The 14,032-nt window shown below is 65.5% G+C and carries 13 protein-coding genes; 8 read left to right on the forward strand and 5 right to left on the reverse strand.

Annotation, left to right across the window (positions count from 1 at the left end; translation table 11 throughout):
• The 5 genes from VOI29_RS15270 to VOI29_RS15290 all read right to left on the reverse strand — a co-directional run.
• Window positions 1–410 (reverse strand): (2Fe-2S)-binding protein (locus VOI29_RS15270; RefSeq protein WP_323780353.1); only part of this gene is annotated, 410 nt, incomplete at its 3' end.
• 164 nt (window positions 411–574) lie between these two features.
• The gene (locus VOI29_RS15275) at window positions 575–1,576 is read right to left on the reverse strand and encodes a molybdopterin-binding protein (protein WP_323780356.1); all 1,002 of its coding nucleotides are present in this window, start codon (window positions 1,574–1,576) and stop codon (window positions 575–577) included.
• Window positions 1,573–2,553: an XdhC family protein gene (locus VOI29_RS15280; protein ID WP_416361537.1), complete on the reverse strand. Its 981-nt coding sequence runs from the start codon at window positions 2,551–2,553 to the stop codon at window positions 1,573–1,575. Before VOI29_RS15280 ends, VOI29_RS15275 begins: the two co-directional genes overlap by 4 nt.
• Window positions 2,554–2,629: 76 nt before the next feature.
• Window positions 2,630–3,892, reverse strand: coding sequence for a VWA domain-containing protein (locus VOI29_RS15285; RefSeq protein ID WP_323780359.1), 1,263 nt, complete (start codon window positions 3,890–3,892; stop codon window positions 2,630–2,632).
• Between the two features lie 96 nt (window positions 3,893–3,988).
• Complete coding sequence (locus VOI29_RS15290; RefSeq protein WP_323780361.1) at window positions 3,989–4,897, reverse strand: MoxR family ATPase; 909 nt, start codon at window positions 4,895–4,897, stop codon at window positions 3,989–3,991.
• 256 nt (window positions 4,898–5,153) lie between these two features.
• Between VOI29_RS15290 and VOI29_RS15295 the strand changes: the two genes are divergently transcribed.
• The 8 genes from VOI29_RS15295 (at window position 5,154) to VOI29_RS15330 (ending at window position 13,731) form a co-directional block, all read left to right on the forward strand.
• A complete protein-coding gene (locus VOI29_RS15295) occupies window positions 5,154–6,218 on the forward strand; it encodes a glycosyltransferase family 2 protein (protein WP_323780364.1) in 1,065 nt (354 codons plus the stop codon).
• A gap of 152 nt (window positions 6,219–6,370) precedes the next feature.
• Entirely contained in the window at window positions 6,371–7,327 is a 957-nt protein-coding gene (locus tag VOI29_RS15300; RefSeq protein WP_323780366.1) for a phosphoadenosine phosphosulfate reductase, read from the forward strand.
• A gap of 79 nt (window positions 7,328–7,406) precedes the next feature.
• A complete protein-coding gene (pyrC, locus tag VOI29_RS15305) occupies window positions 7,407–8,450 on the forward strand; it encodes a dihydroorotase (RefSeq protein WP_323780368.1) in 1,044 nt (347 codons plus the stop codon).
• Window positions 8,451–8,519: 69 nt separating this feature from the next.
• Window positions 8,520–9,200: an orotate phosphoribosyltransferase gene (locus VOI29_RS15310; RefSeq protein WP_323780370.1), complete on the forward strand. Its 681-nt coding sequence runs from the start codon at window positions 8,520–8,522 to the stop codon at window positions 9,198–9,200.
• 255 nt (window positions 9,201–9,455) lie between these two features.
• Window positions 9,456–10,976, forward strand: coding sequence for a replicative DNA helicase (locus VOI29_RS15315; protein WP_323780373.1), 1,521 nt, complete (start codon window positions 9,456–9,458; stop codon window positions 10,974–10,976).
• 195 nt (window positions 10,977–11,171) lie between these two features.
• Entirely contained in the window at window positions 11,172–12,209 is a 1,038-nt protein-coding gene (alr, locus tag VOI29_RS15320; RefSeq protein WP_323780376.1) for an alanine racemase, read from the forward strand.
• Complete coding sequence (locus tag VOI29_RS15325) at window positions 12,206–12,988, forward strand: ABC transporter permease (RefSeq protein ID WP_323780379.1); 783 nt, start codon at window positions 12,206–12,208, stop codon at window positions 12,986–12,988. Before alr ends, VOI29_RS15325 begins: the two co-directional genes overlap by 4 nt.
• A complete protein-coding gene (locus VOI29_RS15330; protein ID WP_323780383.1) occupies window positions 12,985–13,731 on the forward strand; it encodes an ABC transporter ATP-binding protein in 747 nt (248 codons plus the stop codon). Before VOI29_RS15325 ends, VOI29_RS15330 begins: the two co-directional genes overlap by 4 nt.
• The last annotated feature ends 301 nt before the right edge of the window (window positions 13,732–14,032 follow it).

Here is a 14,032-nt window from a genome sequence, read left to right on the forward strand (position 1 = left end):
CAGCGGCACAGGTTGCCTTCCAGGTAGTCGCGGATCTCTGTCTCGCTGGGCTTGGGGTTGTCCTTCAGCAGCGCCGCCGCCGACATCACCATGCCCGGCGTGCAAAAGCCGCATTGCAGCCCGTGGTGGTCCTGGAACGCCTGCTGGATTGTGTTCAGCGAGCCGTCAGCATTGGCCTGGCCTTCGATAGTGGCGACCTCGGCCCCCTCGGCCTCCAGTGCCAGCATGGTGCAGGCTTTCACCGCCAGCCCGTCCACATGCACCACGCAGGCGCCGCACTGGCTGGTGTCGCAGCCCACATGGGTGCCGGTGAGGCCCAGCGCCTCGCGCAGAAATGCGGACAGCAGCGTGCGCCCTTCGACCTCGCCGCTGGCAGCCTTGCCGTTCACGGTCATTGAGACCTTGGCCATAGTACCCTCCCTTTAGCTTGTTTTTATCTGGCTGGGGGGAGTTAAGCACGGGCACAGCGATGTGCGAAGTGTTTTCCGGGCGGTGCCGGGGGTAAAATTCGCGTCAGAAGGGCTTACCCATGGTTGTGACCTTGCGTCACAAATCCCTCGCTGCGGTGCCGCATTCAGCCTTCCGCGTCGCGGCGCGGCATCGGGCGGGTGGGAATCTCCTTCAGCAAGCCGCCGACGCCCATGGCGGCAATATCCTGCGCGGTGACGGGGATGCCGCAAATCACCCGCTCCAGCACCCAATCGGCGCCGTTCAGCGCCGGGGAACGGGCACAGCCCGGCAGGCCGATCACCGGCCTGCCCTGAAACGCGCCCAGAAACAACAGGTTGCCAGGGTCGACGGGCATTCCGAAACGGGTCACGCTGCCGCCTGCACTGCGCAGCGCCTGGGGCGCGACGTCATGGCTGTCGGAGGTGGCGGAGCCGGTCAGCACCAGCAGCAGCTCTCCCGGTGCCTGGATGATGGCCGCTGCCAGCGCGTCCTCGCGGTGCGGGACCACCACGCGCTCTGACAGGCTGATGCCCATCCGGTGCAGGCGCCCGGCCATGGCGGCGCGGCCTTTGTCCCGGGGCGTGTCTCCGGTCACTTGTGTTTCGATCAGCGTGGCAGAGGAGAAAACCGGGGCCAGCACCCGCATCGCTTCTGCGGCGCCTGTGCAGGCCTGACGGACGGCGCCTGCGGGCACGGCATAGGAAATCACCTTGATTGTAGCGATCATGCCGTCTGCATCAGCGCGGTGATAATCGGGCACCGTTGCGATGGTGATCATCGGGTCAACGGTGTTAAAGGCTTCCAGCTTGGCCAGATCCAGGCGCACCAGCCCGGCGTGGGCGGCATACAGGTTCACCCGCCCGGTGCCCGCGCCGGAGATGCGGACGCCCAGCCCGGCTGGATCCGGTACCAGCGCATTCGCCAGCGCCTCTGCCGCGGCATCTTCATGCATGTCACCGGATTCCAGCCGGGCGGCGGTGAGCTTTGTGTGGCCGGCGGCGGCAAGGTCAGCGAGGTCTGCAGCGCTCAGTTCCGTGCCCTTGGCAATCTTGCGCGCGGCACCTTGCAGCGAGTGCGCAAGGATCGCGCCTTCGGCGTCTTTCAGGGCAAGCGTGCCGAACTTCATGGCTGTCTGCCGCGCAGGACGGCGGTCATTTCCGAGAGGATCGAGACGGCAATCTCTGCTGGTCCCGCCGCGCCGATATTCAGGCCGATGGGGCCGTGGATGCGGGCGATCTGGGCCTCTGTGAAACCTGCTTCCTGCATCCGCGCGGTGCGGGCGGCATGGGTTTTCTTGGAGCCCAGCGCACCGATGTAAAACACGTCGGCCGCCAGCGCCGCCTGCAAGGCCGGGTCGTCCAGTTTCGGGTCATGGGTCAGCAGCACCATGGCGGTGCGGGTATCCAGCCCCAGTTTTTCCACCGCTTCGTCCGGCCAGTCGTCGATCAGGGTTTCACCGGGAAAGCGTTCGGGGGAGGCAAAGGCGGCGCGCGGGTCGATGATCACCACGTCATAGCCGGCAATCCGCGCCATCGGCACCAGCGCCTGGGTGATATGGACAGCCCCCACACAGACCAGCCGCAGCGGCGGGTTGTGCACGGCCACAAAGGTTTCGCCGTCCTCCTCCAGCCCGGAGCGGTCCATCCGCATCCGCTCGGGGTATGCGCCGCGCGCCAGACGGCGGGCGCCGGTGGTCAGGTTCACCTCATAGGCCACGGGCGTGCGGATTGCGCGGGCCTGCACCAGGTCCTCCAGAAGATCCGCGGGCAGCGCAGAACCGACCGGCTCCACCAGCACCTTGATGGTGCCGCCGCAGGCCAGGCCGACGGCAAAGGCATCCGCGTCGCTGACGCCGAACTCCAGCAAGCGGTGGCGGCCGTCCTGCAGCGCCTCCTGCGCCTCGACCACCACCGCGCCCTCGACGCAGCCGCCGGAGACCGAACCCTCGATTCGCCCGTCGCCGCCCACCACCAGCTGCGCGCCGGTGCGGCGCGGGGCGGATCCCCAGGTCTGCACGACAGTTGCCAGTGCCGCGCCTGTACCGGCCCGATGCCAGTTCAGCGCGGTTTCCGGGGCGTGCTCAAAAGGGGTCATGGTCTGCATGCGGCGTCCTCCCAGCACCGGTATATCTGCCGTCATACATCGGCGCTTGGGCCGCGGGTTGCAAGCGTCTTACGCCTTAGAGCAGCGCCATCAGCCGCGCCTTTTCCCCCGCATCCGAGGGGTTGGATATCACCTGCGCCAGATCCTGCAGTGAAGCGATGGAATGGCCGGCGCGGAAGCTGTCGGTATAGGGCAGCATGGCGCGGATGCCTTGCGCCTTGGGGGCAAAACCGTCCCAGCGCAGCAAAGGGTTGAGCCAGATCAGGCGGCGCGATGAAAGCTGCAGCCGCTGCATTTCGCGCGCCAATCCTTCGGGATCGCCGCGATCAAGCCCGTCGGTGATCAGCAGCACCACCGCGCCCTGCCCCATGACGCGGCGCGACCAGTCGCGGTTGAAGGCATGCAGGCAGTCGCCGATCCGGGTGCCGCCCTCCCAATCCTGCGCCTCGGCGCCGGCCGCGGCCAGGGCGGCATCGACGTCGCGCTGATGCAGATGGCGGGTGATATTGGTGAGCCGGGTGCCGAAGGTGAAGCCATGCACCCTGGCCCAGCCCCGGCCCCCGGCATTTTCCTGGGCGTTGGCGGCGGCATGCAGGAAATGCAGGATGATTCGGCTGTACTGGCTCATCGAACCGGAGATGTCGCAGAGCACCACCAGATTGGGCCAGCGGATGCGGCGCCTGACGCGGGCGATCTGCTGCAGGTCGCCGCCCTGGCGGGCTGCGTTGCGCAAGGTGCGGCGCCAGTCGGGACGTGTCCCCCGCGGCGCGGCCATCAGGCGGCGCGACTGGATCGGCTGAACCGGCAGGGTGAGCTGGGCAAGAAGGCGTTTGGCGGCGGCCGTCTCAGCCGTGCTCATCTGTTCGAAATCGAGGGTTCTGAGCCGTTCCTCCGCCGACATGGTGAGGGTGCTGTCGATTTCAACCTCGGTGCCCTCCTCATCACTGTCCGGTGTCTCCGGCTGGTCCTGCATGCCGTCCAGCAGCGCCTCGGCCGCGCGTTTTTCGGCGGGTTTGGCGCTGCGCTCCTGCTGCACGCCGCGAATCGCAGGCAGCATCGCGGCCATCATCTGCTCGAGGTATCTGGGGTCGCGCCAGAACAGGCGGAAGACCTGGGCAAAGACCACCCGCTGTTCGGGCTTGGCAACAAAGCAGGCGTGCAGGGCCCAGTAGAAATCCGCGCGGCTGGTGAAGCCTGCGGCCGCCACCGCCGCCACCGCGTCCAGCACCCGGCCGGGGCCGATGGGAAGACCCGCCTTGCGCAGGGCGCGGGCGAAATGGGTGATGTTGCGGACCAGCTTGGGGTCCTCCGGCAGGGTGAGCGGCGCGGTGTCAGGCATCAGCGTTCCGGGGGCGCGTGCCGGGGCGAGCGTTCGGGGGGCGCTGCCCCCGGCCCTTGCGGGCCTCCCCCGGAGTATTTCGGGAAAGGTGACGCATCAGGCAGCATCCAGGCCGGCCTTGGCCTGATCCAGAATGCGCTTGGCCTCGGAGCCGTGCAGCCGGGCAATGTCGTCCTGGTATTTCAGGATCGCGCCGAGGGTGTCGGCGATCACCGCGGGGCTGAGCGCAATCACGTCAAGCGCCAGAAGGCAATTGGCCCAGTCGATGGTCTCGGCCACGCCTGGTTTCTTGAACAGATCCTCGGTGCGCAGGGATTGCACGAAGGCGACAATCTCGCGGCTGAGCTGCGCGCTGGCCCGGGGTGCGCGGGCGTTGAGGATTTCGACCTCGCGGTCGAAGTCCGGGTAGTCGACCCAATGGTAGAGGCAGCGGCGTTTCAAGGCGTCATGCACCTCGCGGGTGCGGTTGGAGGTAAGGATGACAATCGGCGGCTCCGGCGCCTGGATGGTGCCAAGCTCGGGGATGGTGACCTGGAAATCGCTGAGCGCCTCCAGCAGGAAGGCTTCGAACGGTTCATCGGTGCGGTCCAGCTCGTCGATCAGAAGCACCGGCGCGCCGTGCTCATCCGGGCGCATCGCCTGCAGCAGCGGGCGTTCGATCAGGTAATCGGCAGAGAAAAGTTCCGCTTGCAGGGCGGCGCGTTCGGCGCTGCCTGCGGCCTCGGCGGTGCGGATGGCGACCATCTGGGCGGCGAAGTTCCATTCATAGACCGCGCTGGCGGCGTCCAGCCCCTCGTAGCATTGCAGCCGGATCAGGCGGCGGCCGAGGCTGGCGGCCAGCGCCTTGGCGATCTCGGTCTTGCCGGTGCCGGCCTCGCCCTCAAGGAACAGCGGGCGGCCCAGTTTCAGCGACAGGAACACCACAGTGGCCAGGGACCTGCCGCAGACATAGCCCTGCTCCGACAGCATGTGCTGGACCTGATCGATGGATTGCGCCTGCTGCATGTTGTGCCTCCCCTTGCCCGGCCAACAGGCCATGCGGAGCGGCATCGGTCAAGCCGCAGGCTGCGGCGACGCTGCGGCGGCGGGGCGGCGGCGGGGCTGACGGGGGCGGTTGTATAACCGGGCCTGCCGGGTAAAACTGCCACGGGACGGCCCTGCAGACGGCCGGGGCAAAGGGACAGAGACAGGAACGCCAGCCATGCACCGCGTTTTTCGCAAACATGCCGGCCCGGGCGGCCGGGACCAGAGGCGCTAGGGGATGCGGGTTCTGGCCGTCCTTTGCGTGCGCAACGAGGCCGCGTTCCTGCTGGAATGGCTGGCCCATCACCGGGCTGCGGGTTTCACCGATTTCCTGGTGTTTTCAAACGATTGCCAGGACGGCACCGATCGGATGCTGGACCATTTGCAGGACCGGGGCCAGCTGGTCCATGTCCGCAATGAAGGCCCCTATGACAAGGGCGGCATTCAGTTCACCGCATTGAAGCAGGCAGACCGGCATCCGCTGATGAAACAGGCCGATTGGGTGCTGGTGCTGGATATCGACGAATTTGTCTGCATCAAGACCGGCGGCGGCAAAGTGGCGGATCTGCTGGCGGCGCTGCCCGAGGCGGATGCGGTGACGCTGACCTGGCGGCTGTTCGGCAACGCCGGCGCGGTGCGCTACCAGGATGCGCCGGTGACCGCGCAATTCACCCGCTGCGCGCCGGAGGTCATTCACTGGCCGTGGCGGGCGGTGATGTTCAAGACGCTGTACCGCAATGACGGCACCTACCGGAAATGCGGTGTGCACCGGCCCCGGGATACCGGCAGCACGGCGCGGCTGGACAGCTTCCGCTGGTATGATTGCGAAGGCCGCGAACTGGGCAAGGCGTTCAAGACCAAGCGGCTGTTTTCCAATTACGGCCAACCCAACGGGCGGCTGGCGCAGCTGAACCATTACCCGCTGGGGGCGATGGAAAGCTATGTGCTGAAGGCCGACCGCGGCCGGGTCAACCGGCAGGCGGAGCTGGGCATGGATTACTGGGTCGAGCGGAATTATTGCAGCGCCGAGGATAGTTCGATCGCCCGTTACGGCCCGGCAACTGCGGAACTGCGGGCCGCGCTGATGGAGGACCCGGAGCTGGCGCGGCTGCACAGCCGCGCCGTGGCCTGGCGCCGGGCCCGGTTTGCCGGGCTGATGACACAGGAACCCTATCGGGCGCTGTTCGCGCGGCTGCTGATGACACCCCCAGCCCGTCCGATAAGCCCGGCCGCTGCCAATCTGCTGCGCAGTTTCGCCATTCCGGATCAAGCCGCTCCGCCGCCGGAGGAGGACGGCAGCTGACCCCCTGATGCCCCCCGGATAATGGCCGCCGAAAGGACCCCGGGCCGCCTTATTCAGGCATGGGTTTTTCCAATTTTGGCCTTAATTGTCACTTAAATCTAAATCCAAACAGCAGGCCCGGACCTATGGGGAGGGCGCAGAGGATGGCAGGCATGCAGGACGGACTTGAAAATCTGGAGGAAGACCTTTCCGGGCTGAAGCCGGCCCAGTGGAAGGCCCGGATGGCGGCGCTGGCCGAAGAGCATGGCATGTACCAGCCGCTGGGCGACAAGCATTTCGCCACCTTCATCGATCAGGGCAATACGCTTCTGGTGACATTTGAGACCATGCAGGGCATTCACAACCTGTCGGACCAGGCCCAGCCTTTGGGGTTTGATCTGGTGAAGAACCTGGGCTGGTCGCATATGTGCGTGGTGTCGGACGGCGACACCTGGTTCCGCGACGGCCGCATCTACGGGTTTTTCGACCAGCTGATCGACGACGGGTTCTTTGACGAGTTCGACAATGTGATCTTTTACGGCGCAGGCCCCTGCGGCTATGCGGCGGCGGCCTTTTCGGTGGCCGCGCCGGGGGCGGTGGTGGTTGCGGTGCAGCCGCAGGCGACGCTGGACCCGCGGATGACCGAATGGGATGACCGCTTTGCCGAAATGCGGCGTCTGTCCTTCACCGACCGCTATGGCTATGCGCCCGATATGCTGGACGCCGCCGATCAGGCCTATGTGATCTATGACCCGCGGGAACGCCTGGACGCCATGCATGCCGCGCTGTTTGCGCGCAAGAACGTGACCCGTCTGCGGGTGCCGCACCTGGGCGATGCGGTGCAATCCCGGCTGATCGAGATGGAGATGCTGTATCACATCCTGTCGCTGGCCGGCAGCCGAAAGCTGAGCGCCGGCGCCTTCCACAAGCTGTTCCGCAGCCGCCGCAACAACTCCTATTTCCTGCGCAACCTGCTGGGGCGGCTGGAGCGGGAAGACCGGGCCTATCTGATCGCGCTGCTGTGCCGCAACGTGACCGAACGGATGCGGGCGCCGCGGTTCCGCCGCCGCCTGCAAGAGATGGAAAAGCGTGCCGGAGACGGCGAGTTCACCTTTCCGTCCAAGCGCTGAGCAGCCCCTGGCTTTGCTTGGGGGCTGCGGCCGCATACAGCCGCTTCTTTTCCGCCCGCTGCTGTGCTAACGCGGGCGCATGACCGAGACGCTGACCATCCCCCGCCCCGACGACTGGCATCTGCATCTGCGCGATGGCGCCATGCTGGAAGCCGTGCTGCCCGAAACCGCCCGCCATTTCGGCCGCGCCATCATCATGCCGAACCTGGTGCCGCCGGTGGTGACCGGCGCCCAGGCCGCCGCCTACCGCGGCCGGATTCTGGCCGCGCTGCCCGAAGGCATGGCGTTCGAGCCCTTGATGACGCTCTATCTGACCGAGGACACCGACCCGTCGGATGTCGCCGCGGCGCATGCCAGCGGGCTGGTCAAGGCGGTGAAGCTCTACCCCGCCGGCGCCACCACCAATTCGGCCTCGGGCGTCAGCGACTTCAACAAGGTGCGCGGCGTGCTGGAAAAGATGGCCGAGATCGGCCTGCCGCTGTGCGTGCACGGCGAAGTGACGGATGCGGAGATCGACATTTTCGACCGCGAGGCGGTGTTCATCGACCGGGTGCTGGACCCGATCCGCAAATCCACCCCCGGCCTGCGTGTGGTGATGGAGCATATCACCACCAAAAACGGGGTCGATTATGTGAAATCCAATTCCGCCGGCCTGGGCGCGACGATCACCACCCATCATCTGATCATCAACCGCAACCACATCCTGGTCGGCGGCATCAAGCCGCACTACTACTGCCTGCCCGTCGCCAAGCGCGAAGAGCACCGGCTGGCCTTGCGCGCGGCGGCCACCTCGGGCGATGCGCGGTTCTTTCTGGGCACCGATTCCGCGCCGCATACCGACCCGAACAAGGAAAGCGCCTGCGGCTGTGCCGGCTGTTTCACCGCAACCAACACCATGTCCCTGCTGGCGCATGTGTTCGAGGAGGAGGGCGCGCTGGACAAGCTGGCGGGCTTTGCCTCGGAAAACGGGCCTGCGTTCTATGGGATGCCGGTCAGCAGCGAGCGCCTGACGCTGCGCAAATCCGGCACCGCTGTGGATTTCCCGGAGAAGATCGACAGCGCCGACGGGCCGGTGACGGTGTTTGATCCGGGCTTTGCCGTGTACTGGGCTGCCGGCGCGTAAGACACAAATTTCCTAGAAGAAAATTGCCGGGGAAATGCCAGTTTCCCCGGCACCAGAAAGGACCCGATCATGATCCCCTCCTCCTACCCGTCCCAAGAAGAAATCGCCCGCCTGTCGGCCCGGATGCTGCTGGAAATCGGCGCGGTGAACTTTAATACCGAAACGCCCTATACGCTGGCCTCCGGCCTGCCCTCGCCGAGCTATATCGACTGCCGCAAGCTGATCTCCTTTCCGCGCATCCGCTCGACGCTGATGGATTTCATGACTGTCACCGTGATGCGCAATGCCGGGTTCGAGGCGTTTGACAATATCGCCGGCGGCGAGACCGCAGGCATCCCCTTTGCCGCGCTGGTGGCCGAACGTCTGGCGCTGCCGATGACCTATGTGCGCAAGAAGCCCAAAGGCTATGGCCGCAATGCCCGTATCGAGGGCGCGATGAGCGAAGGCGAGCGGGTGCTGCTGGTCGAGGACCTGACCACCGATGGCGGCTCGAAACTGTCGTTCGTCGATGCGATCCGCGAAACCGGCGCCAGCTGCGGCCACACGGCGGTGATTTTCTATTACGACATCTTTCCCGAAACCACCAAGACGCTGGGCGACCACGGGGTCGAGCTGCATTATCTCTGCACCTGGTGGGATGTGCTGGCCGAAGCCCGCGCCCAGGGTGCCTTCAGCACCGAGACGCTGGATGAGGTGGAGACCTTCCTGAAGGATCCCCGCGCCTGGCAGGACGCGCATAAATCCGCCTGACCCTGCGGCAAGCGGCACCGGGCAGCCTGTGGACAAGGCTGCCCCGAATCGCATTTCCGCCCTGGCCGGTACGCAGATATAGGGGTCTATTCAAGACGCCCCGCATCATGTAGCCTGCATAGGACAGGCTTGCTGGCCCTTTCCGATAAAAAGCCCACAGGCCCGGTGCGGATATCCACAAGGGATCCACAGAGATTCCCAGATAGGAGAACCGCCCCCGGCGCCCTATAAGGCGGCCAAACGACGAGAGCAGTGATGAACGAGATTACTCCCTTTGACGGCGATATGCCCCCTCCGGCGCCGATGCCGGACCCCGCCGCGCCGCAGAACGCAATGCCGGACAATGAGCTGCCGCATTCGGTCGAGGCGGAACAGCAGCTGCTGGGGGCGATCCTGACCAACAACGAGGTCTACGACAAGATCGCGCTGATCATCGACTCGTCGCATTTCTACGATCCGGTGCATGCCCGGATCTATGAGGTGGCGGCGGCGCGGATTTCCAAGAACGCGCTGGCCTCGCCGGTGACGCTGAAGGCGTTTCTGGAAGACCATGAGGGGCTGAAGGAACTGGGCGGGCCGGCCTATCTGGCCAAGCTTGCCGGCGCGTCGATCTCGGCCTTTGCGGTGCGGGACTATGCGCAGATGATTTACGACCTGGCCATCCGGCGCGAGCTGATCGCCCTGGGCCAGAGCATTGCGGAAAAGGCGCGCCGCGTCGACGTGGCGTCGGAACCAAAAGAGCAGATCGTCGAGGCGGAGCAGTCGCTGTATCAGCTGGCCGAACAGGGCCAGACGGAGAGCGGTTTCAAGTCGTTCCTGAAAGCCGTCACAGAAGCGGTTAATGTGACCAACGAGGCGTATCAGCGGGGTGGCGGCATGGCCGGCATCTCGACGGGCCTGATGGACCTCGACAAGCAACTTGGCGGCCTGCATCCCTCGGACCTTCTGATCCTTGCGGGCCGCCCTTCTATGGGGAAGACGTCGCTGGCGACCAACATCGCCTTCAACGTCGCCAAGGCCTATAAACGCGGAGTGAAACCCGACGGCAGCGAAGGCGCGCTGGACGGCGGCGTGGTCGGCTTCTTCAGCCTCGAGATGAGCGCCGAACAGCTGGCCGGGCGTATTCTGGCGGAAGCGTCGGAAATCTCCTCGCACAAGATCCGCCAGGGCGACATGACCGAGGGCGAATTCCGCCGCTTTGTGCAGGCGGCCAAGGATCTGGAAAGCTGCCCGCTGTTCATCGACGACACGCCTGCAATCCCGATTTCGCAGCTGGCCGCACGGGCGCGGCGGCTGAAGCGGACCCACGGGCTGGACCTGCTGGTGATCGACTATCTGCAGCTGTGCCGCGGCATGGCCGACAACCGGGTCAACGAGATTGCCGAAATCTCGATGGGGATGAAGGCGATTGCCAAGGAGCTGAACATACCTGTCATCGCACTGTCGCAGCTGTCGCGGCAGGTGGAAAACCGTGACGACAAACGGCCGCAGCTGTCCGACCTGCGGGAATCCGGCTCGATTGAGCAGGACGCCGACGTGGTGATGTTCGTGTTCCGCGAGGAATACTACAAGGAGCGGGAAAAGCCCGGCGACCACGAGCTGGACAAGATGGAAGAGTGGAAGCAGGCGATGGAACGGCTGCACGCCAAGGCCGAGGTGATCGTCGGCAAGCAGCGCCACGGCCCGATCGGCACGGTGGAGCTGTCGTTCGAGGCGCAGTTCACCCGCTTTGGCAACCTGGCCAAATCCTGGCAGCAGGGGCAGGAAGACTATTGATCCCGGCCGGTTGCGGCCGCAATCAGGATGACCGTGCCAGGGCCTGGCAGTCCGCGTGACCGTCAGCGCCCCGGCACCGGCCCGGTCCAGCCCCCCCCCGCTGGACCGGGCTTATTTGTTTCCTGCAGGCAAGCCTCCGCCGCCATTCCGGTTTTTCCCACTTGACCTGCGCGTGCCCCATGTCATGAACACCGCATGAGCACGGCAAGATTGACAATCAACCTGGATGCGCTGGTCACCAACTGGCGGAATCTGGATGCGCTGACCGGCTGCGAAACCGCAGCCGTGGTCAAGGCGAATGGATACGGCCTGGATGCGGGCCGCGTCGGCAAGGCGCTGGCCAGGGCCGGTGCGCGCAATTTCTTTGTGGCGGCGGCCGAGGAAGGCGGCGCGCTGCGCCGTGCGCTGGGGCCCGGCCCCGGCATCTCGGTGTTTTCCGGCCATATGGAGGGCGACACCAAGCTGCTGAAGGATTTCCAGCTGACGCCGATGCTGAACTCGCTGGACCAGATGCTGCGCCACTTTGAAACACTGCCGGGGCATCCGTTCGGGGTGCAGCTGGACAGCGGCATGAACCGGCTGGGGATGGAGCACGGCGAATGGGCGGCCGTGGCCGAGATCGCCCTGGGCCAGAACCCGGTTCTGCTGATGTCGCATCTGGCCTGCGCCGATGAACCAAGCCACGCGATGAACGCCCGGCAGTTGCAGAGTTTCCGCGATATGACCGACGGGCTGGAGATCCCCCGCTCGCTGGCGGCGACCGGCGGCATGCTGCTGGGGCCGGATTATCATTTTGATCTCTGCCGCCCCGGTATCGGGATTTACGGCGGGCTGCCGTTCCAGGACGCGCTGCCGGTGGTGCAGCTGGACCTGCCGGTGATTCAACTGCGCGATCTGGAACCGGGCGAGACTGCCGGTTATGGCAACACCTGGACCGCCAAGCGCCCCAGCCGCATTGCCACGGTGGCCGCGGGCTATGCCGACGGCCTGCACCGGGCGATGGGCAATGGCGGCATCCAGGTCTTTGCAGGCCGCACCGCCTGCCCCGTCGTGGGCCGGATCTCGATGGATCTGATCACCGTGGATGTGACGGATCTGGCGGAGGTGCCGGAGACGCTGGCGATTCTCAATGAACAGCAGACCGTCGATACCCTGGCCGATGCGGCCGGCACCATCGGCTATGAGATCCTGACCGCAACCGGCCACCGCTACGCACGGACCTATCAGGGATGAACCCGGTGGCACTCCTGGCCCGGCTGGGCCGCACCGCGCTGGCGTCGCTGGCCGCGGTTGGCCGCGCGGCGCTGTTTGCGCTGCGGGCCTTCAGCCATATGGTCCGCCCGCCCTATTACCCGCGTGAATTCCTGCAGGCGCTGCTGAACATCGGCTGGCTGTCGCTGCCGGTTGTGGGGCTGACCGCGATTTTCACCGGCGGCGCGCTGGCGCTGCAGATCTATGCGGGCGGCGCCCGTTTCAACGCCGAAGCCGTGGTGCCGCAGATCGTTGCCATCGGCATGGTGCGCGAATTGGGCCCGGTGCTGGTCGGGCTGATGATTGCGGCGCGGGTGACGTCGTCGATTGCGGCGGAAATCGCCACCATGAAAGTGACCGAGCAGATCGACGCGCTGGTGACGCTGTCGACCCACCCGATGAAATACCTGGTCGCCCCCCGCGTGCTGGCGGCGCTGATCACCGTGCCGGTGCTGGTCGGTGTCGGCGACATCATCGGCATCATGGGCGGTTATACCGTGGCGGTGCAGAACCTCGGCTTCAACGCCGCGGCCTACCTGAAGAACACCGTCGACTTCCTGGAACCTCTGGACATCATCTCGTCGCTGACCAAAGGCGCCGCATTCGGCACCATTGCGGCGATGATGGGCTGCTATTACGGCATGCAATCGGGCCGCGGCGCGCAGGGCGTGGGCCGCGCCACCAAGGGTTCGGTCGAATCCGCTGCGGTGCTGATCCTGGCCGCCAATTTCGTTCTGACGGGGGTGTTTTTCTCGCTATGATCCGCATGGAAAACGTCCACAAGGCCTTTGGTGACAACGCGGTGCTGAACGGGCTGAACCTGGAAGTCCCCAAGGGCACATCGATGGTGATCATCGGCGGCTCCGGCACCGGCAAATCGGTGGCGCTGAAAAGCGTGCTGGGCCTGATCACGCCGGACAGCGGCGAGATCTATGTCGATGGCAGGCCGTCCGGATCCGGCGACCGCGACAAGTTCCTGGCGCGGTTCGGCATGCTGTTTCAGGGCGGCGCGCTGTTTGACAGCCTGCCGGTCTGGCAGAATGTGGCCTTCCGCCTGCTGCGCGGCGCGTTGAAGCGCCCGGCTGAGGAAGCGCGCGGGATCGCCATTGAAAAACTGCGCCGGGTGGGCCTGAAGGCGAATGTCGCCGACCTCCTGCCTGCGGAGCTGTCCGGCGGCATGCAGAAACGGGTGGGGCTGGCCCGGGCGATTGCAGCAGAGCCCGAGATCATCTTTTTCGACGAGCCGACGACGGGTCTGGACCCGATCATGTCCGGCGTCATCAACGACCTGATCCGCGAGATCGTGGTGGAGATGGGCGCCACCGCGATGACCATCACCCACGACATGTCCTCGGTCCGCGCAATTGCCGACAATGTGGCGATGCTGCACGGCGGGGTGATCCAGTGGACCGGCCCGGTGGCCGAGATGGACGCCTCGGGCGATCCCTACATGGAGCAATTCATCCACGGCCGCGCGGAGGGGCCGATCGAGGCGGTTCGGTGAGGCATGACCGAAGATTGTGTTCCTCTTTATGATCTTCTTGGGTCTGCGCAGAACCCGTATGCCGTTGCCAGCACCTGTATTCTGCTCGCTCTGCCCATAGCTGCAGGACTTGCATTGCTGGCTGAGGGGCCAGGCCTCGCCGCGTATTGCAGCCGGCATCGTGTCCGCGGTTCTGTGGGCAGTGCTGCTGGCGGCACATTGGATTTCACCGCAGTTCAGCAAGCAGCTGCTTCCGCAGAAGCTGAACACATTGGTGTTCATACTCCTGTTTCTTAGCACCATGATAGACTGGCTGGTCCAG

This window comes from Leisingera sp. (assembly GCF_034669605.1).
Lineage (GTDB): Bacteria > Pseudomonadota > Alphaproteobacteria > Rhodobacterales > Rhodobacteraceae > Leisingera.

Coding starts and splice junctions, on each gene's coding strand:
- VOI29_RS15275 (WP_323780356.1), bottom strand. CDS start 1,576: ATGAAGTTCGGCACGCTTGCCCTGAAAGACGCCGAAGGCGCGATCCTT.
- VOI29_RS15280 (WP_416361537.1), bottom strand. CDS start 2,553: ATGCAGACCATGACCCCTTTTGAGCACGCCCCGGAAACCGCGCTGAAC.
- VOI29_RS15285 (WP_323780359.1), bottom strand. CDS start 3,892: ATGCCTGACACCGCGCCGCTCACCCTGCCGGAGGACCCCAAGCTGGTC.
- VOI29_RS15290 (WP_323780361.1), bottom strand. CDS start 4,897: ATGCAGCAGGCGCAATCCATCGATCAGGTCCAGCACATGCTGTCGGAG.
- VOI29_RS15295 (WP_323780364.1), top strand. CDS start 5,154: ATGCGGGTTCTGGCCGTCCTTTGCGTGCGCAACGAGGCCGCGTTCCTG.
- VOI29_RS15300 (WP_323780366.1), top strand. CDS start 6,371: ATGCAGGACGGACTTGAAAATCTGGAGGAAGACCTTTCCGGGCTGAAG.
- pyrC (WP_323780368.1), top strand. CDS start 7,407: ATGACCGAGACGCTGACCATCCCCCGCCCCGACGACTGGCATCTGCAT.
- VOI29_RS15310 (WP_323780370.1), top strand. CDS start 8,520: ATGATCCCCTCCTCCTACCCGTCCCAAGAAGAAATCGCCCGCCTGTCG.
- VOI29_RS15315 (WP_323780373.1), top strand. CDS start 9,456: ATGAACGAGATTACTCCCTTTGACGGCGATATGCCCCCTCCGGCGCCG.
- alr (WP_323780376.1), top strand. CDS start 11,172: ATGAGCACGGCAAGATTGACAATCAACCTGGATGCGCTGGTCACCAAC.
- VOI29_RS15325 (WP_323780379.1), top strand. CDS start 12,206: ATGAACCCGGTGGCACTCCTGGCCCGGCTGGGCCGCACCGCGCTGGCG.
- VOI29_RS15330 (WP_323780383.1), top strand. CDS start 12,985: ATGATCCGCATGGAAAACGTCCACAAGGCCTTTGGTGACAACGCGGTG.